The sequence below is a fragment of the Rheinheimera sp. EpRS3 genome (assembly GCF_001513785.1).
In the GTDB taxonomy this organism is placed as follows: domain Bacteria; phylum Pseudomonadota; class Gammaproteobacteria; order Enterobacterales; family Alteromonadaceae; genus Alishewanella.
In genome coordinates, this window is record NZ_LNQS01000012.1 from 53910 (window position 1) to 79028 (window position 25119).

The window sequence follows — 25119 nt, forward strand, 5'->3', positions numbered from 1 at the left end:
TTCTCTCAATAAATTAGCGTGATATTGTAACATTTTACAGATTTATTATGTGCCAGCAAGCGCTGTACTGTCTGAAACGACTAAGCTGCAACGCTGAGCGATTAAACGCTGGTACAACAGTGGCAGAAGTTATTAGAATAATGGCTTTTTGCAGCAGAGGTTTACGTGACAGGTTTTTGGCCAGAATTTTTATTAATTGCGCTAGTGCACCTGATGGCCGTAGCAAGCCCGGGGCCTGATTTTGCCATAGTGCTGCGTTATGCAGTACGCTTTGGTCGCCAACAAGCGATTGCTGCCAGCATTGGCATTGGTGCTGCAATACTACTGCATGTTACCTGGTCACTGGTGGGCATTGCCGTACTTATTCAAACTACGCCCTGGCTGTTTAAAGTGCTGAGCTTTGCCGCAGCGGGTTATTTGTTTTATATCGGTGTAATGGCACTAAGAAGCCAGGCGCCGTCGCATCCTGAACAGGCGATAGCCGGCAGCAGCGCTGATAAAGTGCCGTCGGCGCGTAAAGCCTTTATTACCGGTTTTATTACCAATGGTTTAAACCCTAAAGCAACCTTGTTCTTTTTATCGTTGTTTGCGGTCATTATTTCGCCGCTTACGCCACTTTCTTACAAAATTATCTACGGTGTGTATATGTCCATCGCCACTGCAGCCTGGTTCTGTATGCTCTCTGTGGTGTTAACCCATACTAAAGTAAGAGGTTTTTTACTACTAAAGGGCTACTGGTTTGACCGCTTAATGGGTTTGTTATTGTTGGCACTGGCTATGCATTTGGTAGTGACCAGTATTAACAGCTAAACTCTGCATACGCCAGGCAGAGTCTGGTTTAGTGGGGTTGCTATCATGCAAATGGCCAGCAAGGTAATAAAGCTGGATCTGCAATACAGTTGCGAAGCCAGCCATGCTTATCAGCAACAACGGCATTATGTCTCGCCCTGGCAGGGCGAGAGCGCTGAGCATTTTGCCAAACGTTTGCTGGCTTATCTTAGCTTGTACGAGCAACAACCCAGTTTTGCTAAAGATGACTCAGGCGGTAAAGCGCCTGACTTGTATATTCAGGATCAACAACAGCATTTTCAGCTCTGGTGCCAACTGGAGTTGGTCGCCGAAAAACGCCTGCTGCGCGCCTCGCACCTGGCGGATCAACTGTTGCTGGTATTAGACGAACAGGAAACGACGAAAGCACAGCATAACGATTTGCTGCCTAATCAGCGTATTTTTTCCGTTAGCTCGGCACAGCTGGCGGAGTTTTGCCTGATGTTGAAAAGCCATATGAAACTCAGCGTTTGGCGTGAAGATCCGCTGTTATCCATCACCGACGGTGAGCATCTGTTACAACTTAATCTTACTGCCTTGCTGGAAAAACCACATTAATGTTGTGGCCTTGCCTTAATTACTGTGAACGCTATAATACGCGCGGTTTTTAATTGCTACGGATTTACGATCCGACACTGCAAGAGGTGAGATATGTATGTAGTTGCTGCTTTATATAAGTTTGTCCGTTTACCTGATTACGTTACGCTGCGCGATGCGTTGTACGACTACATGGTCGCCAATAAAGTTAAAGGCACTTTGTTGCTGGCCGAAGAGGGTATTAACGGCACCATTTGTGGCGAGCGTGCTGGTGTGGATGCGGTTAAAGCCTGGCTGGATGCCGATGGCCGCTTTACTGGCATGAGCTATAAAGAATCGCTGTCTGATGAATTGGCGTTTTACCGCACTAAAGTAAAGCTGAAAAAAGAAATTGTCACCATGGGCGTGGAGGGTATAAACCCGGCGCACATTGTCGGCACTTATGTTAAAGGTGACGACTGGAACACACTTATCAGCGATCCTGATACCATCCTGATCGATACCCGCAATGATTACGAAGTGGCGATCGGCACCTTTAAACATGCAGTCAACCCTAACACCACAACCTTTCGTGAATTTCCGCAGTGGGCTGCTGATAATTTGGATAAAACCAAACATAAAAAAGTTGCCATGTTTTGTACCGGTGGCATTCGCTGTGAAAAATCCACTGCTTTTTTAAAAGAGCAGGGCTTTGACGAGGTGTATCACCTCGATGGCGGTATTTTAAAGTATTTAGAGGAAATGCCGCAAGAAAACAGCCTGTGGCAAGGCGAATGCTTTGTATTTGATCAGCGCGTTGCGGTAAAACACGGCCTGGAGCAGGGCAGCTATGATCAGTGCTATGCCTGCCGCATGCCGCTGTCCCAAGCTGAAATGGCATCCGAGCACTATGTTAAAGGTTTAAGCTGCCCGCATTGCCATGATAAAACAACAGACGAGCAAAAAGCCGCTTTTGCCGAGCGCCAGCGCCAGGTAGAGCTGGCCAAACAGCGCGGCGATAAACATATTCGTGATGGTAAATTTGAGTAAATATTGCCGTTAGCTATGATCTGAAGCCAGCTTAATGCTGGCTTTTTTGCGCCGTTATAAAAATGACATCGGCAAACCTTTCTAATAAATAGAATCATTTTGGATGAATATTGCAATTTTACTTTAATGAAATTGCTATATTATCAAGAAATTATAGGAGCTCAGTATGCTGAAAAATAGTTCATCCCATTATGGTTTAATCAGTGTCGTACTACACTGGCTAGTAGCATTAACAGTATTTGGCTTGTTTGGCGTGGGTTTTTGGATGGTAGATCTGAGCTATTACAGCGAATGGTATCGAACTGCGCCATACTGGCATAAAAGTGTTGGTATCTTACTGGCCATAGCAATGTTACTGCGTGTGTTATGGCGTTATCTCAGCCCACCGCCACCAGCGTTGGCCTCGCATAAAGGCTGGGAGAAACGTACATCGGCCGTAGTACAGCTTTGTTTGTATTTAGGTATTTTTATATTGGTGTTAAGTGGCTATCTGATCTCGACTGAGGATGGCCGGCCAATAGCGGTATTTACCTGGTTTGATGTACCTGCGCTGGGGGCGCTGTTTGCCAACCAGGCGGATATAGCAGGCTTGGTGCATGAATATGTCGCCTACAGTTTAATAACCTTGGCTGTACTACATGGCCTGGCGGCGTTAAAGCATCATTTTATTGATAAAGACAATACGCTAAAACGCATGTTTGGGCGTAAACCTTAACTTTGGAGATCACCATGAAAAAACTATTACTGGCTGCCTCAATGGCCGCAATGATGACAATACCGGCGCAAGCAGCTGATTATGTAATTGATACAGAGGGCGCTCATGCCTTTGTACAGTTTAAAATAAGCCACCTGGGTTACAGCTGGCTGTATGGCCGCTTTAATACGTTTTCCGGTGATTTCAGCTACGATGCTAACAAACTGGAAGCCTCTAAAATTCAGCTGACTATTGATACTAACAGTGTGGACTCTAACCATGCTGAGCGTGATAAGCACTTACGCAGCGGTGATTTTTTGAATGTTAGTAAGCACCCTAAAGCCACTTTCGTCAGCACTAAAGTTGTACCAAAAGCTGGTGAAAGTTTTGATTTACACGGTAACCTTACCTTAAACGGTGTTACTAAAGAGGTTGTTATTGCTGCTGAAAAACTGGGCGAGGGTAAAGATCCGTGGGGCGGTTACCGTGCAGGCTTTGCCGGTACTACTACCCTGACATTAAAAGACTTTGCTATTAATACTGATTTAGGCCCGGCATCTGCCACAGTGCAGCTGGACTTAACGGTAGAAGGTATTCGTAAGTAAGATATAAAGACAGGAGATCATCAGATCTCCTGTTTTGTTTCTGACTGATCCTGTCCGTTATCTTGTTTGTCTTCCACCGGCTCTGTAACCGCTTCTGGCTGCTCAATAACGGCAGGCGCGGCTTTGGCTTTTAACGCACTGAGTAAGCTTAGCAAAATAAGGTTAAATTCTTCATCTGCAACCCGGGCATGTGTCAGGCTGCCAACCAGCAATGTGGCTTCAAAATTATCACCGGTACGGTACATTAACTGCGCCAGACGTAAGGTTGCCCAGGGCAATATTTTGTTTTCACTATCCTGATAAAACTCCAGATATTGCTGCAATGCGGTAATACCCAACATAGCATCCTGATCAGCCACTACAGCCAGACGGCCGATATGGTACAGCGCATTGTATTTATCGGTTAGATCAGTAGCATGCTCAGCTGCCAGTTTATAGTTTACAAAGGCGGCATCGTATTCTTCCAGCTCAGTGAGAATTTGTGCTTTACGCGCCAGCAAACGTGCATTAGGCGGATCAGGCATCATGGTTTCCAGCAATGCCAGAGCTTCTGTTGGCTTGTTCTCATTAAGTAAAATACGGCTCTTTGCCAGTATAGCCTGAGCCGGATTTTCTTTAGCCAGTTGTTCTGTCATGGCCAGGGCTAATTCCTTATCGCCGCCGGCATTGGCAGGTGCAACGCTGTAAAAATCAATTAATGCCTGGCGGGCTGCGTAGTGGTCAGGTTTTATAATCACGGCTTTTTGCAGTAGCTCTACTCCACGTGCCGCCCGCTCTTTAGCCGAAAATACGTTACCATCACTTGCTAAACGGATTTTGCCCAAGCCTGCCAGATAGTTCAGCTCGCTGTTACCCGGAAACTGCTCTACGGCGAAGTTAAGCAGGGTGTTGGCATCTTCCAGCCGCTGCTGTGCAATCAATGCCCTGGCATACACCACTAACACATCGCCATGCTGCTTGTAGTCGCTTTGTTGTAAAATCTGGTGTTCAAGTTCGCTAAACTGAGATTTAGCCAGCAATGCTTCGTACTGGGCTACATTGCTGCTGGGCAGGGCACCAGCGAGCAAAAACAATAAGGCTTTCATTATCGATCTCCTTAAAGATCAACGAGTATTATCAATAGTCTGCGGGAATACGCTGGAAATTACCATCAGTTCAGGGGATTTCAATTTCTATATCTGTAACCGGAACGCTACAGCAAGGCAGAAACTCACCTTTACGCACAAAAGCCAGCGGCTCATTTATATAATTTACTTCGCCGCTGATTAATTTACAGCGGCAGGCACCACAATAACCTTCACGGCAATGAAAGTTTACCTCTAGTTTTTTGCGCTCCAGTGCCTCAAGCAAGGTTTGGGCGCTGCCATCAAAATTGATCACAACGCCATTGCTAAGCTTAACGCCAGGCATAAACAGGCTTAGAGGTCGAAATCGCCGAAGTCGCCACCATCAACTTCGTTATCTATCTGGCCAACCAGATAAGAGCTGATTTCAGCTTCCTGTGGCGCGACCTGCACGTTGTCAGATACCAGCCAGGTGTTAATCCACGGAATAGGGTTTTGCGTGGTCGAGAAAATGGCTTTCATGCCAATAGCCTGCATCCGGCTGTTGGTAATGTATTCGACATACTGGCATAAAATATCTTTATTCAGGCCAATCATTGAACCGTCTTTAAACAAGTATTGAGCCCAGTCTTTTTCCTGCTCGGCGGCTTTGCGGAAAATAGCATAAGCTTCTTCTTCACATTCTTTGGCAATTTTTGCCATATCTGCATCGTCATCACCGGCTGCCATAATATTCAGCATATGCTGGGTGCCGGTTAAGTGCAGCGCTTCGTCGCGGGCTATCAGGCGGATAATCTTGGCATTACCTTCCATTAACTCCCGCTCGGCAAAAGCAAAGCTGCAGGCGAAGCTAACGTAAAAACGAATCGCTTCGAGCACGTTTACCGACATGACACACAAGTACAACCGGCGTTTAAGCTCGTACAGGCTGATGCTGTGTGTTTCACCATTAATAGTGTGCGTGCCTTCACCACATCGCTGATACAGGTTAATGCCGTCTATCAGGTCGTCGTAGTAGCGGGTAACATCGTCGGCGCGTTCAAGAATTTTTTCGTTCAGCATAATATCGTCAAACACTTTGTGCGGCTCGGCACTAATGTTACGTACTATGTGGGTATAGCTGCGGCTGTGAATAGTTTCACTAAAGGCCCAGGTTTCAATCCAGGTTTCCAGCTCAGGCAAAGAAACAATAGGCAGAAAAGCAACATTGGGCGAACGGCCCTGTACGGAATCCAGCAGTGTCTGGTATTTCAGGTTGCTGATAAAAATATGCTTTTCATGATCCGGCAGGTTTTGGTAATCAATCCTGTCTTTACTGACATCAACTTCTTCCGGCCGCCAGAAAAAGCTCAGCTGTTTTTCGATTAATTTTTCGAAAATGCCGTATTTTTGCTGATCATAGCGCGAAACATTCACCGGATTACCGAAGAACATTGGCTCTTTCATTTGATCGTTAATTTGTCGGTTAAAGGTTGTGTACGCCATTGCCGCTTATCGTCCTAATAGGGTGTCATTACAAAGTACGGGCTACCGAAGTAGCCCGTTTAGTCCGGAATTAAATTTTACAGGCACCGCCTGCGCAGCCGTCATCTTCCACTTCAGGTTTAATGTCTTCCTGTATGTCTGAAGCGCCGTCACGGGTATTGTGGTAGTACATGGTTTTTACCCCCAGCTTATACGCCGACAGTAAGTCTTGCAGCAACAGCTTCATGGGTACTTTGCCACCATCAAACTTGTTGGGGTCATAGTTGGTGTTAGCAGAAATGGTCTGGTCGATAAATTTCTGCATAATGGCCACCAGAGAGATATAACCGGTATTGTTCGGAATATCCCACAACAGCTCATACTGGTTTTTCAGCCGCTCATACTCCGGCACCACCTGCTTTAAAATACCGTCTTTACTGGCTTTAACGCTGATATGGCCGCGCGGTGGTTCAATGCCGTTAGTGGCATTGGAAATTTGCGACGACGTTTCAGACGGCATTAATGCTGACAGCGTGGAGTTACGCAAGCCATGATTAACGATGTCTTTACGCAGTTGCTCCCAGTCCAGCAGCAGTGGCTCGTTACACACTTTGTCGAGATCTTTCTTGTAGCTGTCAATTGGCAGTATGCCCTGGGCATAGGTTGTTTCATTAAATTTAGGGCAGGCGCCAAATTCCTGTGCCAGCTTGTTCGACGCTTTGAGTAAATAATACTGAATGGCTTCAAAAGTACGGTGTGTTAAACCATTAGCTGAACCGTCAGAGTATTTCACGCCGTTTTTCGCCAGATAGTAAGCGTAGTTAATGACACCCACACCTAAGGTACGACGGCTGATCGAGGCATGAAAAGCAGCCGGAATAGGGTAGTCCTGATAATCCAGCAGGCTGTCCAGCGAGCGCACCGCCAGTTCAGCTAACTCTTCCAGTTCGTTCAGGTTTTCAATAGCGCCTAAGTTAAACGCTGACAGCGTACACAGAGCAATTTCGCCTTCCGGATCGTTTACATCGTTCATCGGTTTGGTTGGCAGCGCAATTTCCAGACACAGATTGCTCTGGCGCACCGGCGCTAACTTCGGATTAAACGGGCTGTGGGTATTGCAGTGATCAACGTTTTGCAGATAGATACGGCCAGTACTGGCACGTTCCTGCATAAACAGCGTAAACAATTCCAGTGCCTTTAAGCGCTTCTTGCGGATAGAGGTATCGGCTTCGTACTTAACATACAATTCTTCAAACTTTTCCTGATCTTCAAAGAAAGCATCGTACAGGCCGGGCACATCAGACGGGCTGAACAGCGTAATATAGTCGTCTTTAATTAACCGGGTATACATCAGGCGGTTAAACTGCACGCCGTAATCTAAATGCCGTACGCGGTTTTCTTCTACGCCGCGGTTGTTTTTTAACACCAACAGAGATTCAACTTCTAAATGCCATAGCGGATAGAATAACGTCGCTGCACCACCACGGACGCCACCTTGCGAGCAGCTTTTAACCGCAGTTTGAAAATGCTTATAAAACGGAATACAGCCGGTATGAAACGCTTCACCGTTACGGATTGGGCTGCCCAGTGCACGAATACGGCCGGCGTTAATACCGATACCGGCGCGCTGGCTAACATATTTAACAATAGCGCTTGAGGTGGCGTTAATAGAGTCCAGACTGTCACCGCACTCGATCAGCACACAAGAGCTAAACTGACGGGTCGGGGTGCGCACGCCTGACATGATTGGGGTTGGCAGTGACAATTTAAATAATGAGCAAGCATCGTAGAAGCGGCGCACATAGGTTAAACGGGTCGATTTAGGGTAGGTGGCAAACAGGCAGGCGGCAACCAGCATGTAGAGGAACTGTGCACTTTCGTAAATTTCACCGCTAACCCGGTTTTGCACCAGATACTTACCCTCCAACTGCTTTACCGCAGCATAGCTGAAGTTTAAATCGCGGCTGTGGTCGATAAAGCTGTTCATTTGTTCCAGCTCATCGCGGCTGTAATCGGCCAGAATATGCTGATCATAGCGCTTGGCTTCCACCATTTTGACAACCTGGTCGTAAAGGTGTGGTGGTTCAAACTGGCCGTAGGCCTTTTTACGTAAATGAAACACTGCCAGGCGGGCGGCCAGATACTGGTAGTCCGGGCAGTCTTTTGAGATCAGATCTGCCGCAGCCTTAATAATGGTTTCATGAATATCTTCAGATTTAATACCATCGTAAAACTGAATATGAGACTTTAGCTCAACCTGAGATACCGATACATTCGACAAACCTTCGGCGGCCCAGGTAATAACGCGGTGAATTTTATCCAGGTCTAAGGCTTCACGGCGGCCATCACGTTTAGTGACGAAAAGAGATTGAGTCATTGCTGCAGATTTCCATTTCAGTTGTAATTAATGGTTATAGTCAGCCATGTAGCGCACGGCTATTTTACCAGCAGCCATTGTTGCTTAATTACACAACATATAGGTGCTTTTTTGAAAGTGATCACAAGATAGTGTGTATTTTGATTTTTTGCAAGGCTTAACACTGAGGAAAAATACCGCCGCTAAGGTTGGGGTTAGTAGCTGCTAACCGCCCCGCCAGTGTGCAAAGATATACCGGAACAACGCAAGCTTTTTCTCTGGTTAAATTTATTTATTCTATCAATATTTTTTTTATAGCCAGCGGCTATTTAGATGCTGGAAAAATCACCAGCCTGATGTTTCAGGATGGCTTACGGGCAACGACGATATAGTTTACGTCTACACCGGGGCCGGTTTTAAAGCTCTCGTTAATCGGGTTAAAGTGCAGCCCGGTAGCGTCTGTTACTTCAAGCCCGGCTTGTTCGATAAAACGCATTAGCTCGGATGGGCGGATAAACTTACTAAATTCGTGTGTACCTTTGGGCACCAGTTTTAACACTTGCTCTGCGCCAATAATGGCCAGCAGGTAAGCTTTCCAGGTTTTATTCAGTGTAGAGAAAAACAGCATTGCACCGGGTTTGGCTAAATCAGCACAGGCCTGAATAACCGACATCGGCTGTGGTACATGCTCCAGCATTTCCATACAGGTCACCACGTCAAACTGTGCCGCATGGCTTTGAGCATATTGCTCGGCAGTAACCTGCTGATAGTTTACTTCAACACCGGCTTCCAGCGCGTGCAGCCGTGCTACGTTGAGGGAATCATTGGCCATATCCAGCCCGGTTACCACTGCACCGCTGCGCGCCATGCTTTCCGCTAAAATGCCGCCACCACAACCGATATCGATAACGGTTTTACCAAACAGGCCTTGCAGCTCGTCGCTAATGTAGCTTAACCGTACCGGATTGAGTAAATGCAATGGCTTAAATTCGCCGCTTGGATCCCACCAGCGTGAGGCAATATCGTTAAACTTGGCAATTTCGCCCGGATCAACATTAGTATCTGCAGTCATATTGGATGCTCGTTAGTTTTTGCGCATTATAAAGCCTTGATCCATTTGAGCAATGCCGAAGCGTGCTTTGCGTTGCATTTGGGGCATGGCAAGCGTGATTTTCTGTGTTAGAATCCTGCGTTGTCTCGCGCTTTATAACATCGACAAAAGCGAGTTATCTATCTGATTTAAGGGAAATTAGCGTTTTATGACAGATCTGGCCAGAGAAATAGTTCCTATTAATATCGAAGACGAATTAAAGAATTCGTATCTCGATTACGCAATGAGCGTCATTGTTGGCCGCGCCTTACCGGACGTAAGGGATGGTTTAAAGCCAGTACACCGCCGCGTGCTGTTCGCGATGAAGGAACTGGGCAATGACTGGAACAAAGCCTATAAAAAATCTGCCCGTGTGGTAGGTGACGTTATCGGTAAATACCACCCGCACGGCGACAGTGCTGTGTACGACACTATAGTACGGATGGCTCAGCCATTTTCACTGCGTTATATGCTGGTAGACGGCCAGGGTAATTTCGGTTCTATCGACGGCGACTCTGCAGCAGCAATGCGTTATACCGAAGTGCGGATGGCGCGGATTGCGCACGAACTGCTGGCTGATTTAGACAAAGAAACTGTCGATTTTGTGCCCAACTATGACGGCACCGAGCAAATTCCGGCAGTAATGCCTACCAAGTTGCCTAACTTGCTGATCAACGGCTCCAGCGGTATTGCTGTGGGTATGGCCACCAATATTCCGCCGCATAACTTAACCGAAGTTATTGACGGCTGCTTAGCGTTAATTGCTAACCCGGATATCGAGCTGCACGAGTTAATGCAGTATATCCCGGGCCCGGATTTCCCGACTGCCGCTATTATTAATGGCCGCAAAGGTATTGAAGAAGCTTATCGCACCGGCCGTGGTAAGGTGTATATCCGCGCCAAAACCATGGTAGAGACCGACGAGAAAACCGGTCGCGAAGCCATTATCGTTAATGAAATTCCGTACCAGGTTAACAAAGCGCGTTTAATTGAAAAAATTGCCGAGTTGGTAAAAGAAAAGCGCATTGAAGGTATTTCGGCGCTGCGCGATGAGTCTGATAAAGACGGCATGCGCATTGTTATTGAGCTTAAACGCGGTGAGTCTACCGATGTGATGCTAAACCAGCTGTATACCAACACCCAGATGCAAACGGTGTTCGGCATCAATATGGTAGCCCTGGACCAGGGCCAGCCTAAGCTGCTTAGCTTAATTGAAATGCTTAAATGCTTTGTCTTGCACCGCCGTGAAGTGGTTACCCGCCGTACCGTGTACGACCTGCGTAAAGCCCGTGACCGTGCGCATATTCTTGAAGGCTTAGCCATAGCGCTGGCCAATATCGACGATATTATTGATTTAATTAAGCAATCTGCCAGCCCGGCAGAAGCTAAAGCCGGTTTAGTCGAGCGTGGCTGGCAGTTAGGCGACGTCAGCGCCATGCTGGAACGTGCCGGACAAGATGCGGCGCGGCCAGAGTGGCTCGAAGAGCACTTCGGTATTCGTGATGGCATGTACTTCCTGACTGAGCAACAGGCACAGGCGATTCTGGACTTGCGCTTACATAAGCTGACCGGGCTTGAGCACGAAAAAATTCTCGACGAATACAAGCAGCTGTTAGAGCTGATTGCCGAGTTGCTGCATATTCTGGGTAGCCCGGAGCGCTTAATGGAAGTGATTTGTGAAGAGCTCGAAGCAATAAAAGCGCAATACGGTGACACGCGACGTACAGATATTCAAGACAATATGCTGGATATCAATATGGAAGACTTGATCACTGAAGAAGATGTGGTAGTGACCTTGTCGCATCTGGGCTATGCCAAGTATCAGCCATTGTCTGATTACGAAGCACAGCGCCGTGGTGGTAAAGGTAAAGCCGCCACCACAGTAAAAGATGAAGACTTCGTTGATAAGTTGTTGGTGGCCAGCACCCACGACACCATTTTGTGTTTCTCTAACCGCGGCCGCTTGTACTGGATGAAGGTGTATCAGTTACCACTGGCCAGCCGTACTGCGCGTGGCAAGCCGATTGTGAACTTGCTACCGCTGGAAGAAGGCGAGCGTATTAATGCTATTCTACCGGTACGTGAGTACGAAGCCGACAAATATGTGTTTATGGCCACCGCTAACGGTACGGTGAAGAAAACCTCGTTGGTAGAATACTCACGGCCACGTTCAAACGGCATTATTGCTGTTAACCTGAACGACGGCGACCGCCTGATAGGCGTTGGTATTACTGACGGTAATAATGAAATTATGCTGTTCTCTGATGACGGTAAAGTAGTGCGCTTTACTGAAGATCAGGTGCGTGGCATGGGCCGTACCGCTACCGGTGTGCGTGGTATCAAGCTGCGCGAAGGTGGCTCAGTGGTGTCGTTAATTATTCCAGACGGCGAGGGGCCAATTCTTACCGTAACGGAAAACGGCTACGGTAAACGTACCTCATTAACTGAATATCCGGCGAAGAGCCGTGCTACCCAGGGCGTGGTGTCAATTAAGGTGTCGGAGCGTAATGGCCTGGTGGTAGGTGCGGTGCAGGTGAACGAGTTGGATGAAATTATGATGATTTCCAACAAAGGCACCCTGGTACGCACCCGCGTTAATGAAGTATCTGAAGTGGGTCGTAATACCCAGGGCGTGATCCTGATCCGTACCGCCGACAACGAAAAAGTGGTTGGCGTGGCTAAAGTTGACGAAATTCAGGATGCGGAAGAGTTAGCCGAGGCAGAAAAGGCGGCCAGCACTGTACTGACGGATACCCAGTTAGCGCAGGATGAAGAAGAGTAACACCAAATACAAAACGGGCGCTTATGCGCTCGTTTTGCTTTTAGTTGTATCAAAATTAAAACAGCAAGATCGGTATTAAGCCGGCAGCAGAAAATACGACCAGGCCAGTTGAATAGACGCGCTAAATCAGGAGTAAGCAGTAAAAATGACAACCTTTAATTTTTGTGCCGGCCCGGCAATGTTGCCGGTAGAGGTAATGCAGCAGGCACAACAAGAATTTATTAACTGGCAACAACATGGTTGTTCCGTAATGGAAATGAGCCACCGTAGCAAACCCTTTATTCGCCTGGCCGCAGAAGCTGAGCAGGATTTACGCGATTTACTCAGCATTCCGGCAAATTATAAAGTGTTGTTTATGCATGGCGGTGGCCGCGGCCAGTTTTCGGCAGTGCCACTTAATTTGTTAAAGCCTGGCCAAAGTGCCGATTATATTGTCTCTGGTGCCTGGTCAAAATCGGCGGTGGAAGAGGCGGTAAAATACGGTGATATTAACGTACAGGATATCCGCCAGAAAACGACTAATGGTATCCGCACGGTTACCGCACCAAGTGACTGGCAGCTAACCAAAGGCGCCGCCTATGTGCATTGTTGCCCGAATGAAACCGTTGATGGCATCGAGTTTACCGCATTACCGCAAACCAACAGCCCAATCGTTGCTGACTTATCTTCGACTATTTTATCGCGACCAATTGACGTTAGCCGCTACGGCGTGATTTATGCCGGCGCACAGAAAAATATCGGCCCGTCAGGTTTAACGCTGGCTATAGTGCGCGAAGATTTGTTACCCGGCAAAGATGCGGGTATTCCGTCGGTATTGGATTACCGTTTAGCCGCAGAAAACGACAGCATGTTTAATACTCCGCCTACTTTTGCCTGGTATCTGGCAGCATTAGTATTTAAGTGGTTAAAACAGCAGGGTGGCGTTACCTCGATGGCTACGCGTAACCAGGCTAAAGCCAGCTTGTTGTATGATTATATTGATAAAAGCGATTTTTATAGCAATGACGTCGACCCGGCGTACAGATCGTGGATGAACGTGCCGTTTTTCTTAAGCGATGAGCGGTTAAACGATATGTTTGTTGACCAGGCTGAAACACATGGTTTATTGGCACTAAAAGGTCATCGTATGGTGGGCGGTATGCGTGCCAGTATTTATAACGCTATGCCGCTGGAAGGTGTGCAAACTTTAGTGAGCTTTATGCAGGAATTTGAGCGGGTGCACGGATGAAAACATTAACCCTTAACCCTATTGCTAAGGTTGCCGGTGAGGTGCATTTACCCGGCTCTAAAAGTATCTCTAACCGTGTATTGCTGCTGGCCGCATTGGCACAAGGTACGACACAGATCACTAATTTGCTCGACAGTGACGATGTACGCCATATGCTAAATGCTTTAACCGCACTGGGTGTAAGCTATACGTTATCAGCATGCCGTACTAAATGCGAAGTGCAGGGGATTGGCGGTTTGTTTGACCAGCCGCAGGCGCTGACAATATTCCTCGGTAATGCCGGCACGGCAATGCGACCGTTAACCGCGGCCCTGGCTGCGTCCAACGTCGATGTGACCCTGACCGGCGAGCCACGCATGTACGAGCGTCCTATTGGACATCTGGTAGATGCATTGTGCCAGTGGCAGGCGGATATCACTTATCTGCAGCAAGATGGCTTTCCACCGCTACAAATTAAAGGCAAGCCGCTTAACGGTGGGCGGATGCAAATCGACGGCAGTATTTCCAGTCAGTTTTTAACCGCAGCCCTGATGATTGCACCGCTGCTAAACGGTGACAGCGAAATAGACATCATCGGTGAGCTGGTATCCAAACCCTATATTGATATTACGCTGGCCCTGATGCAGCGTTTTGGTGTTAGCGTGCAAAACCATGACTACAAGCGTTTTAGCATCAAGGGTAATCAGCTTTACCGCTCGCCTGGCCAATGGCTGGTAGAAGGTGATGCATCGTCAGCATCTTACTTTTTGGCGGCGGCAGCCATTAAAGGTGGCAGTATCAAGGTAACAGGCATTGGTAAACACGCGGTGCAGGGCGATATTCACTTTGCCGACGCACTGGAGGCCATGGGTGCTGATGTCGAGTGGGGTGATGACTACATTAAAGTAACGCGTAACACGTTAAAGGGTATAGATCGCGATTACAATGCGATACCTGATGCGGCCATGACCATTGCTACTACAGCATTATTCGCCAAAGGTCCTACGGTTATCCGCAATGTGTATAACTGGCGGGTAAAAGAAACCGACCGGCTTGCCGCTATGGCGACTGAGCTTCGAAAAGTCGGTGCAGAGGTAGAAGAAGGCCACGACTATATTAAAGTAACACCACCGGCCACACTTAAGCACGCCAGCATTGCCACTTACAATGACCATCGTATGGCGATGTGTTTCTCGCTGGTTGCTTTGAGTGACACTCCGGTAACTATTGAAGACCCGGATTGTACCGCTAAAACCTTCCCGAATTACTTTAGTTTATTTGCCCAACTGGCTTGTTAAATAACTAAAAGCATCCAGACGCGTAGCCTTCCAACTGCGCGTCTTTCCTTCGCTTTAGCGCAATTAAACACAGATCTTGTCGCAAAAAGCTGTATAATACCGCCGTTTTTAAATCCGATTAACCAGTAGTTTGAAAGGGGGTAGGATGCCACATTCTGCAGCAGTAATTACCATAGATGGCCCCGGCGGTTCCGGCAAAGGCACAATTTGCCGTTTACTGGCCCAGCGTTTAGGCTGGCAATTACTCGACAGTGGCGCTATTTACCGCGTGCTGGCTCTGGCCGCGATGCATCACCAGATTGTTTGTGATGACGAAGAAGCATTGCAGCCGCTGGCTGCGCATCTGGATGTGCAGTTCAGTAGTGATGAGCATGGCAATATCCGTATAACCCTCGAAGGCGAAAATGTGTCGCACACCATTCGCACACAAGAAGTCGCTGATTTAGCATCAAAAATTGCTTCTTTGCCACGGGTAAGAGAAGCATTGCTACGTCGTCAGCGTGCCTTTGCTGAAGAGCCCGGTTTAGTGGCCGATGGCCGTGATATGGGTACTGTGGTATTTCCGCAGGCTGCAGTTAAAATATATTTAACAGCCACCCCGGAAGAGCGCGCCAGACGGCGCTATTTAGAGTTGAAAGAAAAGGGCTTTGATGTTAACATCGGCGACCTTTTGAACGAAATACAGGCAAGAGACGAGCGCGATATGAACCGTGCTACTGCGCCGCTGAAACCAGCTGCCGACGCCTACATACTGGATTCGACCAATAAAACGATTGAACAAGTGTTGGAAGAGGTACTGAACTACGCGGGTATGAAAATACCAGGCTTAGTGTGAACCAGGCCAAAACCGCATTTTGGACAGCCTGTTAAATGGATTTAAACAGGTAAATTTAGCAACCCCACAACGCACGACGCGGCGTGGAGCACTTAACTGAAAAAGTGACTATGACTGAAAATTTTGCACAACTACTTGAAGAAAGCTTTAAATCTGAAACACGCCTTGGCTCTATCATCAAAGGAACAGTTGTTGCTGTTCTGAAAGATGTTGTTATGGTTGACGCAGGTCTGAAATCAGAAGCCGCTATCCCGGTTGAACAGTTCAAATCTCTGAACGGCGAAATCGAAGTAAGCGTTGGCGACATCATCGACGTAGCGTTAGACGCCATTGAAGATGGTTTCGGTGAAACCCAACTGTCTCGTGAAAAAGCTAAACGTCACGAAGCATGGGTACGTCTGGAAAAAGCCTGTGAAGATAAAGAAACTGTTATCGGTGTTATCACTGGTAAAGTTAAAGGTGGTTTCACAGTTGAAGTTGACAGCATTCGTGCATTCCTGCCTGGTTCATTAGTAGACGTACGTCCGGTGCGTGACACTCTGCACCTGGAAAACAAAGAACTTGAGTTCAAAGTTATCAAGCTGGATCAGAAGCGTAACAACGTGGTGGTATCACGTCGTGCCGTTATTGAATCAGAAAGCAGCCATGAACGTGACCAGCTGTTAGAAACGCTGGAAGAAGGCATGGAAGTCAAAGGTATCGTTAAGAACCTGACTGACTACGGTGCATTCGTAGACTTAGGTGGCGTAGACGGCTTACTGCATATCACTGATATGGCGTGGAAGCGCGTTAAGCACCCAAGCGAAATCGTTAATGTTGGCGACGAAATTCCAGTAAAAGTACTGAAATTCGACCGCGAAAAACAACGTGTATCTTTAGGTCTGAAACAAATGGGTGAAGATCCATGGGCCGCTATCGCATCACGTTACCCAGAAGGTGCCCGCATCACTGGTCGCGTAACTAACCTGACTGATTACGGCTGCTTCGTAGAAATCGAAGAAGGCGTGGAAGGTTTAGTACACGTTTCAGAAATGGACTGGACCAACAAAAACATCCACCCATCTAAAGTTGTTAACTTAGGTGATTCAGTGGAAGTTATGGTTCTGGAAATTGACGAAGAACGTCGTCGTATTTCTTTAGGCCTGAAACAGTGTAAAGCTAACCCGTGGGAAGAGTTCGCTAAGGGCTTCAACAAGGGTGATCGCGTAAGCGGTAAGATCAAGTCAATCACTGACTTCGGTATCTTCATCGGTTTAGATGGCGGCATCGATGGTCTGGTTCACTTATCAGACATCAGCTGGAACGCCACTGGCGAAGAAGCAGTTCGTGAATTCAAGAAAGGCGACGAAGTACACGCAGTTGTGTTACAAGTTGACCCAGAGCGCGAGCGTATTTCTTTAGGTATCAAGCAGCTGGACGAAGACCCGTTCAACGGCTACCTTGCTGACAACAAAAAAGGTGCTATCGTTAAAGGTGAAGTAACTGCCGTTGACGCTAAAGGCGCTACTGTGATGTTAGAAGGTGCGGTAGAAGGTTATGTTCGTGTATCTGATATCGCGCGTGAGCGTATTGAAGATGCCACTACGGTACTGAAAGTAGGCGAAGAAATTGAAGCTCGTTTAATGGGTGTTGATCGCAAAAACCGCGTAATCAGCCTGTCAATCAAAGCGAAATTCGAAGCTGAAGAAAAAGAAGCTATGGATACTGTCAACAGCAAGCAACAAGAAGCTGATTTTGGTGGTAACGCTATGGCCGAAGCATTTAAAGCTGCTCAGAAGCAGGATTAATTGCTAACGAAGCAGGGGGCTTAGCCTCCTGCTTTATCCAAAATCAAGTTTGCCGGAGGGGCTATGACCAAGTCTGAATTAATTGAAAAATTAGCTACTGATTTCCCGCATATTCAGGTCAAGGATGTTGAAGCTTCAGTTAAAGAAATCCTCGAGCAGATGGCGCAATCCTTAGCCGCCAACGAACGCATTGAAATTCGTGGTTTTGGTAGTTTTTCTCTGCATTACCGTGCACCACGGGTAGGGCGTAATCCTAAAACCGGTGACAAGGTTGAACTGGACGGTAAGCATGTACCGCATTTTAAACCTGGTAAAGAATTACGTGACCGGGTAAAAGACAACACCTGAGCCTCAATACATTGAGTTTGCAGGCGTAAACGGAGTTTCCCTTGCGCAGACTACTTTATATCGCAGTAATAGTAGCCCTGATTGTAATAGGGGTGCTGTTTGGTTCCATTAATCAGCAACTGGCTGATTTAAATCTTCTTATTGTCAGCGCACGCTTAAGAGTTGTTGATATTGCGCTGATTTTCCTGCTGCTGGGCATTGTGCTTGGCCTGATGATAGCCCTGTTGTATTCACTGCAACGTAAAGCAAAGGGTTGGCTGCGTAAATCAACGGAAAACAGCTAGCCTATGTTAGAGCTGCTGTTTTTGTTATTGCCGGTAGCTGCAGCCTATGGCTGGTTTATGGGACGCAACAGCGTTACACATAAAGAACTTAAAGGGCGTGCCAGCATTACCCGCAATTTATCTTCTGGTTTAAACTTCTTATTAACCGATCAGGAAGATAAAGCTATTGAGCAGTTATTAGAGCTGCTAGATATCGAAGCCGCCACCATTGAAACTTATCTGGCGTTGGCCAACCTGTTTCGCCGCAAAGGCGACTGGGACAAGGCCATTCGTATTCACGAAAAGCTGCATCAACTTAAATTACCCAAACCGCAAGCTCAGCAAATTCAGTTTGAACTGGCAAAAGATTACTTTTCAGCCGGCTTGTATGACAGAGCGGAAAAATTGCTGGTTAATTTGGTTAAGTCACCGGTGCTTGGTGAAGCTGCACTCAAGCAATTGTTCAGCATTTTTATTGCTACACACGAGTGGCACAAAGCTGAGCAGTACAGTGCAGTGGTTGATCATACCGAGTCACGCTCGTTGCGAATTGCTCAGGCTAATATGCAAATTGAAGCTTTAAAACAACAGCCGCAATACAGCACCGAACCATTATTGGAGTTGGCATCACGTTACCCGGCGGCTGTGCGACCTAAGTATGAGCTGGCTCAACGGGCACTTGCCGATCAGCATACTGCGCTTGCCAAGTCAGCTTTGCTTTATATTGTTGAACATAAGCCGCAGTGGAGTGCCGATATCCTGCCGTTATTGCAACAATGCGCGCTGACTGACGAAGAGTGGTATCAGTTGCTAAGCCAGCTGGCCAATAAACAGCATAATATCAGTTCAGTAGTACTGCTGGCCAGTTGGCTGGCACAGCATGGTTCAGCCACAGCAGCTGAGCAATTTTTGCTGGATAAATTAAAACAGCAACCGAGTATCCGGTTGTTTCAGAAATTACTGCAGATCAGGCAGCAGCAATCGGCACCGGCCGCAGAAGCATTGTCTTCAGTTGAAGAGCTGGTTAACGCCTATCTGGATAAAAAATCGTTATACAGTTGCCGTAACTGTGGTTTTAAAACCCGTAAACATTATTGGTTGTGTCCATCTTGTCAGCAGTGGGAAACTGTAGAGCCTATCAGTGGCATTGATGGTCGTTAGTTAAAGGAAAAAGCATGTCGTGTAACACTCCTGTGGTGGTGGCTCTTGATTTTGAACAAAAAGCAGATGCACTGAATTTAGTTAGCCAGTTAGACCCAACCCTGTGCCGGCTGAAAATCGGCAAAGAAATGTTTACTCACTTTGGCCCGCAGTTTGTGCAACAGCTGCAGCAGCGCCACTTTGATGTGTTTCTGGATTTAAAATTTCACGACATACCCAACACCGTGGCTAAGGCGGTAAAAGCTGCTGCCGATCTGGGTGTGTGGATGGTAAACGTACACGCCAGCGGCGGCAGTAAAATGATGCATGCTGCGCGTGAAGCACTGACAACTTACGGTGCTGACAAACCTTATCTTATAGCTGTTACTGTGTTAACCAGCATGGAACAAAGTGATTTAGCTGAGCTGGGCATTAATCAAACGCCAGAGCAGCAGGTACTGAAGCTGGCAACGTTGACACACCTGGTGGGTTTAGATGGCGTGGTGTGTTCAGCACAAGAGGCGGCATTATTAAAACAACAATTTGGCAAACACTTTTGTTTGGTTACACCAGGTATTCGCCCGGCCAGCAGTAGCCAGGACGACCAAAAACGTGTAATGACTCCGGCTCAGGCACTCTTTGCAGGTGTTGATTACATGGTGATCGGTCGCCCGATCACGAAAGCCATGCACCCACTGCAAGCATTGAATGCTATAGTTCAGGAGATATCAAACGCCTAATTAATCAGGAGGTTAGGGTGGATGGCATAAACCTCGCGATATTAGTTGGCGGTTTTCTTTTTGTTATCAGTATCATAGCTACGCTTATTTCAGCGCGCCTTGGCGCGCCCATGCTATTGGTATTTCTTATAATCGGCATGCTGGCAGGCGAACAAGGCCTGGTTGGCATTAAGTTCGATAACCCGCAAGTTGCGTTTTTAATTGGCTCTATCGCGCTGGTTATTATTCTGTTTGACGGCGGTATGCGCACCCATCCGGAACGTTTTCGGGTAGCTTTGGCGCCGGCATCTATGCTGGCAACCCTCGGTGTAATGCTTACCTGCGGTATTGTCGGTATTTCTGCTGCTTATTTACTAGATATGACCTTATTGCAAGGCTTACTGCTGGGCGCTATTTTAAGCTCAACTGATGCTGCAGCGGTATTTTCTATTTTCCAATCGCAGGGCCTGCGTATTAAAGATCGGGTGGCCTCAACGCTGGAAATAGAGTCGGGCAGTAACGATCCCATGGCTGTTATTTTAACCCTTACTCTGGTTGGTATTCTAGCGCAGGGGGAACCTGTAAGCTGGTCGGTCGCTTTTGTATTTTTACAACAAGCGGTAGTAGGTGGGTTAATGGGTTATGGAGCAGGGCGCGTGTTTGTATTTTTGTGCCGTAAATTACCGCTTAGCTTCGCTTTTTTCCCTTTATTGGCCGTCGCCAGCTGTATCTTTATTTATGCGGCAACCAACTCTTTCGGTGGCAGCGGTTTTTTAGCCGTGTATTTAATGGGTTATCTGGTCGGTAATGCACGCTTACCACAGATTATTCATATTTTGCGCATGCATGACGGCCTGGCCTGGATCAGCCAGATTGGTATGTTTCTGATGTTAGGTCTACTGGTTGTGCCCAGCAACTTAATGAATCATCTGGTACCGGCATTATTGCTGGCTGCGGTGCTGATTTTTATCGCCAGACCGATAGCCGTATTTTTCAGTTTAATACCATTTCGTTTCCCGGCACGCGATCAGCTGTTTATCAGCTGGGTTGGGCTGCGCGGTGCGGTTCCTATTATTCTGGCGCTGTTTCCGTGGCTGGCCGGCATGCCGGATGAACATCTGTATTTTGACGTCGCCTTTGTGGTGGTTATTGTATCTTTAGTGGTGCAAGGCTGGAGCATAGTGCCGGTAGCGCGCTGGCTAAAACTGGAAGTACCGGCCGAACTGACACCCGATCAGGTGATGCCGCTGGATGCGGTTCCCAGTAACGATGTAATGGAAGTGCTGGCATTTAAAGTAACCGACACCTCACCGGTGTTAGCTTCCAGCTGGGCAGATTTACAGTTTAAACATCCGGTACATTTTTTAGGTGTTGTGCGCGATGGTGAATGGATATTGCCGGCAAAAACGCCGGTGTTTACCAGCAAAGACACCATAATGGTGCTAACTAAACTTAAACATGCCCGGCAAATAAGTGAAGTGCTGGCCAAAGATGCAGAGAAATCAGTAATAAGCCAAAGCAGTTTCTTCGGTGATTTTGTGCTTAACGGTAGCATCAGCCTTAGCGATTTAGATGCGTTTTACACCATCAATATTGAAGATCAGGACAAGCAGCAAACACTGGCTGGCTATATCACCCAGCGTTTTCACCGCCGGGTGGTTATTGGTGACCAGGTGCAGCTGGACAAACTGTTATTAACAGTGCGCCAGGTAAACGACGCCGGCGAAGCAACTCAGGTGGGTATCAAACCCGTAGCTGATTAGCGCAGTTAATCCTGCGCTTTGGCGTCATTTTGCAGCATGCGTTCCAGTTTGGTTTTAGACATAACATACATCGTTACGGTGTCTTTTAGATCGGCATGTGCATTTAGCAGCGCGTTATGCTTTTTTTCCAGCTCATCAAAGTCTTTTTTCAGCTGCACATATTCAGCAAGGCCTTTAAAGATAGCTTTTGAGTAAGTAAGCTCAGCCGTCATACGCTGTACTTTGGCTAAAATAGCCAGTTGCTCGTCATTGGGGCGAATGGTAATTGCCATATATAAAACCTGAAAAAATACCGAATGACAGCATTCTACAGCGCTGAGTTAAAATGGGAAGTCTATTGGATGCATATGAAGGTAATTAGAACTGACACACGGGTTTTATGGTTTCAATAGCCGCTTTACCAACTATAGCTTTATATCCCATAATCAATATTATGTTAAATTGCATTTATACCTAATACAAACCCTTATGCGCTATTGCCATCATCATGCTCGCGTTGGCTTCTAGTTTATGCGGCTTCTACAGTTATACCTTTTGTACTCCGCTTTAATTTGCTTATTTCATGCGCTAATTGTTTTGATACCTCAATTAGCAGCATGATTAATGCAACCACTAAGGCTGTTATGTCTAATTTGCTGATATACGGCATAAATTTCTCTGTCGAACTGCCGTATATATCCAGAATTAACCACCGCGACAAGGTGTAAAAACCAACAGACAATGATAACGTAGTAAAGCAGCTAAGCAAATTCGGCAATAAAGGTAGCTCACGCTTCCGCCTGATTTCAGTTATGTATGCCGCGATAAATAATGATGACACTAAGCCGGTGATAACTCGCGGAACGACCTGCTCACCGCAGTCTGATGCAAGAAACTTAACTGTTGATGCGACAATTTCTGGATAGTAAAACGACACCATCAAAGACGCCGCCGAAAGCAAAAAAAATCCAACAGTTGGCCACGGTATTTCCCGTGCGTTATTCGGCAGTGCTGGCATTAAACGTGGTGGCCTTTTGTTTGTCTTCTTTTACGAGATTTTCACCGACTAGCGCACCAATAGTGCCACCTATAGCAAGCCCTACACCGCCACCCAATACCCCGACCAGTGCGCCCACCGCTGCCGGTATAACGCTTGTGGAATCGGATTCTGCTTGAACTTGATTAACGGCATATATTGTATCACCGTGTTTGAATTTGGCGCTGCCGATCAGCCTTGCCAATTCTTTACGGTTTTGAGCATCGTAGCCCAGCTGCACCTTTTGGTTGTTGCTGTCTAGAATATACAAACGCATTTGATACATACCCTCTTAGCTATATTTCGATTCTACGCTATTCGGCAAAAAAATCCATCATCTGCGTTAGCTGCGCTCTTTAAATTTGTACTCTACGACACCGCGCTTTGCCAGTTCAGCCGCTGAGGCCCTAACGCGCTAAAAAGCCTATTGCAGGCGCTTATGTTAACTACTAAGGCCCGAAAGTAATTTTAACACTTTGTTTTATACAAAAATCTACTTTAACAGAAGCACTCCATCCTCCTTGACTAAAATTGCCTCGGACATACTGGTGACAACTGGATTCAGGTGAATGAATCCATTCAAAGACTGCTGATTCTGATGGATTTAGGTCTACCGAGCTAAATGATGACCACGAATGATTGTTGGAGGATATCTGTAAATCGATTAGTTTTGCTGATGTCTTATTTTCTACCATAAATTTTATCGTGTCAGCACTTGCGTTTAACGAAAATAGAACCAGAATATTGATAACTGATTTTTGAAAAATTCTATCCATGGTTGCTTTACCTAATCTAGTTTATTTTAAAAGGAAGTATAAATGAGCACTTTTGATTATGCCGTAATCCTAGCTGCTGTTGCAGGCCTTATAATGGTAGTCGGTGGTATTGTTCTTATCTACAAAGGTGCTCTCGTTTTGGCTGCAACAGATTCAAGTACAGCTCTCAGTATTGAATGGAAACAGGACTTTCGCCTTAATACCCAAGTGCCTGGCATAGCTTTTTTCTTAATTGGCCTGATATTTTCATCAATATCAATCTATTCCTCAAAGCCAACCTCTGTGGAGCCAATAACTATTGAAGGGGAAATTGTCGATATTGCTGAACCAGTAACTATACGAGCAAGGTCCTCAACATGGACCCTTGATGGTGGCACAAATGGCATCGTTAGAGGTAGGATTCACCCCCACGTCGAAGATATTACTCTAGAAATTTCCGCTCCAGGGTACAAGCCTGAAAGAATCACATTTAGCCTTAATGAACTTAAAAACAGAACTTTAAAATTTGAATCAATTGAGCTTGAACAGCAGATAACTGCAATTGTAGGAAGCATGCAAAATATTATTCCCGTTGATGCCAGTGATAATATTCAGCCCATCACTGCACCATCATCTTTTGGAGATGCCCAATGAAAACAAGGAAAATTACGTTCTCCATTTATGTATTCTTATTCTCGATATTTCTATTAAGTGAAGCAAAAGCTCAATACGGCCCAACTACTGTAGTTCAAGGTTCGTTTTGTAGTGCACAAAATGGATCGCCTGCGCCTGGTCTTATGGTATCTCTCGTTCACCCTGTCTTAGGGCGCAGTGCTCCTGCATATACAAATGAATATGGGTATTTCCAAATGTTCAACATTCCTCTAAATAACATTCCATATTACATAGAGGTGTACTGGGGTAATAGATTAATCTTCAGAGCCCAAATAAATGTGTACGGTCCATTAAATTTGCCTATGCAATGCATTTAACGTTTAAAACGTTTCACTCTTGTCAAAGCAGCCAAATTGAATAGCAATCTTGCCGTTGTTTGGTTTGAGGTGTTTAGCAAGGCGTTTTAACTGTTTACTGGTTAGAAATTCTTTTTTAAATATAACTGCCTGCAGCATTTCTGCATTTTATTTTGAAGCTTAAACGCCAGATGCCAGTACAAAAGTTTCTTCTTCAATACGTTTATCAAGATATTCCGCGACCTTTGAATCAACAGCAATAAGAACATAAACCGCAGTCAGCTAATAGCGCAAGTATTTAACATATTTTAAGCATTAACGGCGGTTAACCACCCTCACCCATTACCACCAATAAACAGCTGGCTGCTTTGCAGCATAGACAAAGGCGGTTTCTTACACACGCCATACAGCAGCTGCACAGCCGGTGACATTTCTATGATATGGCGCTATAAATGGACGGCAGAACAATCAGCAAAGCAGCTCAAAGCTACAAGGGAAAGCTACATGACATAACCAGTGTACAAAATACAAAATGTTGTTGCATATTGCTGATTATCTGAATAGATTGT

Annotated in this window: 24 protein-coding genes; 16 read left to right on the forward strand and 8 right to left on the reverse strand. The window is 46.5% G+C overall.

Annotated features, from left to right (window positions below):
* Positions 1–213: 213 nt before the first annotated feature.
* The 5 genes from AR688_RS18965 (at position 214) to AR688_RS18985 (ending at position 3693) form a co-directional block, all read left to right on the forward strand.
* Positions 214–810: a LysE family translocator gene (locus tag AR688_RS18965; protein ID WP_068238098.1), complete on the forward strand. Its 597-nt coding sequence runs from the start codon at positions 214–216 to the stop codon at positions 808–810.
* 45 nt (positions 811–855) lie between these two features.
* Positions 856–1386: a YaeQ family protein gene (locus AR688_RS18970; protein ID WP_068237914.1), complete on the forward strand. Its 531-nt coding sequence runs from the start codon at positions 856–858 to the stop codon at positions 1384–1386.
* 93 nt (positions 1387–1479) lie between these two features.
* On the forward strand, positions 1480–2394 hold the full coding sequence (gene trhO / locus AR688_RS18975) for an oxygen-dependent tRNA uridine(34) hydroxylase TrhO (RefSeq protein WP_068237917.1): 915 nt from the start codon (positions 1480–1482) through the stop codon (positions 2392–2394).
* Between the two features lie 166 nt (positions 2395–2560).
* The gene (locus AR688_RS18980; protein ID WP_068237920.1) at positions 2561–3109 is read left to right on the forward strand and encodes a cytochrome b; all 549 of its coding nucleotides are present in this window, start codon (positions 2561–2563) and stop codon (positions 3107–3109) included.
* Positions 3110–3123: 14 nt separating this feature from the next.
* Positions 3124–3693 (forward strand): YceI family protein, encoded by a 570-nt coding sequence (locus tag AR688_RS18985; protein WP_068237923.1) that lies wholly within the window; start codon positions 3124–3126, stop codon positions 3691–3693.
* 20 nt (positions 3694–3713) lie between these two features.
* Here the strand turns inward: AR688_RS18985 and AR688_RS18990 are convergent, their stop codons facing one another.
* The 5 genes from AR688_RS18990 to ubiG all read right to left on the reverse strand — a co-directional run bounded on the left by AR688_RS18990 (position 3714) and on the right by ubiG (position 9649).
* Positions 3714–4778 (reverse strand): tetratricopeptide repeat protein, encoded by a 1065-nt coding sequence (locus tag AR688_RS18990; RefSeq protein ID WP_068237926.1) that lies wholly within the window; start codon positions 4776–4778, stop codon positions 3714–3716.
* A 70-nt stretch (positions 4779–4848) separates the two neighbouring features.
* The gene (gene yfaE, locus AR688_RS18995; RefSeq protein ID WP_068237929.1) at positions 4849–5103 is read right to left on the reverse strand and encodes a class I ribonucleotide reductase maintenance protein YfaE; all 255 of its coding nucleotides are present in this window, start codon (positions 5101–5103) and stop codon (positions 4849–4851) included.
* An 8-nt stretch (positions 5104–5111) separates the two neighbouring features.
* On the reverse strand, positions 5112–6242 hold the full coding sequence (gene nrdB, locus AR688_RS19000) for a class Ia ribonucleoside-diphosphate reductase subunit beta (protein ID WP_068237932.1): 1131 nt from the start codon (positions 6240–6242) through the stop codon (positions 5112–5114).
* A gap of 70 nt (positions 6243–6312) precedes the next feature.
* On the reverse strand, positions 6313–8598 hold the full coding sequence (nrdA, locus tag AR688_RS19005; RefSeq protein ID WP_068237935.1) for a class 1a ribonucleoside-diphosphate reductase subunit alpha: 2286 nt from the start codon (positions 8596–8598) through the stop codon (positions 6313–6315).
* A gap of 340 nt (positions 8599–8938) precedes the next feature.
* On the reverse strand, positions 8939–9649 hold the full coding sequence (ubiG, locus tag AR688_RS19015; RefSeq protein WP_068237942.1) for a bifunctional 2-polyprenyl-6-hydroxyphenol methylase/3-demethylubiquinol 3-O-methyltransferase UbiG: 711 nt from the start codon (positions 9647–9649) through the stop codon (positions 8939–8941).
* A gap of 187 nt (positions 9650–9836) precedes the next feature.
* On the opposite strand from ubiG, the gene gyrA reads away from it, so the two are divergent.
* From gyrA to AR688_RS19065, 10 genes are all read left to right on the forward strand, one after another.
* A complete protein-coding gene (gene gyrA / locus AR688_RS19020; protein ID WP_068237945.1) occupies positions 9837–12449 on the forward strand; it encodes a DNA topoisomerase (ATP-hydrolyzing) subunit A in 2613 nt (870 codons plus the stop codon).
* A 145-nt stretch (positions 12450–12594) separates the two neighbouring features.
* Positions 12595–13677 carry a 3-phosphoserine/phosphohydroxythreonine transaminase gene (gene serC, locus AR688_RS19025; protein ID WP_068237948.1) on the forward strand — a complete coding sequence of 361 codons (1083 nt, stop codon included), beginning with the start codon at positions 12595–12597 and terminating at the stop codon, positions 13675–13677.
* Complete coding sequence (aroA, locus tag AR688_RS19030) at positions 13674–14954, forward strand: 3-phosphoshikimate 1-carboxyvinyltransferase (RefSeq protein WP_068237951.1); 1281 nt, start codon at positions 13674–13676, stop codon at positions 14952–14954. The genes serC and aroA overlap by 4 nt, the downstream gene beginning before the upstream one ends.
* Before the next feature lie 145 nt (positions 14955–15099).
* The gene (cmk, locus tag AR688_RS19035; protein WP_068237954.1) at positions 15100–15789 is read left to right on the forward strand and encodes a (d)CMP kinase; all 690 of its coding nucleotides are present in this window, start codon (positions 15100–15102) and stop codon (positions 15787–15789) included.
* A 110-nt stretch (positions 15790–15899) separates the two neighbouring features.
* Positions 15900–17576: a 30S ribosomal protein S1 gene (rpsA, locus tag AR688_RS19040; protein ID WP_156420357.1), complete on the forward strand. Its 1677-nt coding sequence runs from the start codon at positions 15900–15902 to the stop codon at positions 17574–17576.
* Between the two features lie 63 nt (positions 17577–17639).
* Positions 17640–17924: an integration host factor subunit beta gene (ihfB, locus tag AR688_RS19045; protein ID WP_068237962.1), complete on the forward strand. Its 285-nt coding sequence runs from the start codon at positions 17640–17642 to the stop codon at positions 17922–17924.
* 41 nt (positions 17925–17965) lie between these two features.
* Positions 17966–18208 carry a hypothetical protein gene (locus AR688_RS19050; RefSeq protein WP_068237964.1) on the forward strand — a complete coding sequence of 81 codons (243 nt, stop codon included), beginning with the start codon at positions 17966–17968 and terminating at the stop codon, positions 18206–18208.
* A gap of 3 nt (positions 18209–18211) precedes the next feature.
* On the forward strand, positions 18212–19348 hold the full coding sequence (locus tag AR688_RS19055) for a tetratricopeptide repeat protein (protein WP_068237971.1): 1137 nt from the start codon (positions 18212–18214) through the stop codon (positions 19346–19348).
* Between the two features lie 14 nt (positions 19349–19362).
* A complete protein-coding gene (gene pyrF / locus AR688_RS19060) occupies positions 19363–20067 on the forward strand; it encodes an orotidine-5'-phosphate decarboxylase (protein ID WP_068237982.1) in 705 nt (234 codons plus the stop codon).
* Positions 20068–20084: 17 nt separating this feature from the next.
* Positions 20085–21809: a potassium/proton antiporter gene (locus tag AR688_RS19065; RefSeq protein WP_068237983.1), complete on the forward strand. Its 1725-nt coding sequence runs from the start codon at positions 20085–20087 to the stop codon at positions 21807–21809.
* A gap of 5 nt (positions 21810–21814) precedes the next feature.
* Here AR688_RS19065 and AR688_RS19070 read toward each other — a convergent pair whose 3' ends face one another.
* The 3 genes from AR688_RS19070 to AR688_RS19080 all read right to left on the reverse strand — a co-directional run bounded on the left by AR688_RS19070 (position 21815) and on the right by AR688_RS19080 (position 23101).
* On the reverse strand, positions 21815–22081 hold the full coding sequence (locus AR688_RS19070; protein WP_068237985.1) for a hypothetical protein: 267 nt from the start codon (positions 22079–22081) through the stop codon (positions 21815–21817).
* Between the two features lie 236 nt (positions 22082–22317).
* Positions 22318–22806 carry a hypothetical protein gene (locus tag AR688_RS19075; RefSeq protein WP_156420358.1) on the reverse strand — a complete coding sequence of 163 codons (489 nt, stop codon included), beginning with the start codon at positions 22804–22806 and terminating at the stop codon, positions 22318–22320.
* On the reverse strand, positions 22787–23101 hold the full coding sequence (locus tag AR688_RS19080; RefSeq protein ID WP_156420359.1) for a hypothetical protein: 315 nt from the start codon (positions 23099–23101) through the stop codon (positions 22787–22789). Before AR688_RS19080 ends, AR688_RS19075 begins: the two co-directional genes overlap by 20 nt.
* A 541-nt stretch (positions 23102–23642) precedes the next feature.
* Here AR688_RS19080 and AR688_RS19085 point away from each other — a divergent pair.
* Positions 23643–24233, forward strand: a complete 591-nt coding sequence (locus tag AR688_RS19085; RefSeq protein WP_068237993.1) for a hypothetical protein — start codon at positions 23643–23645, stop codon at positions 24231–24233.
* Positions 24234–25119: the final 886 nt, after the last annotated feature.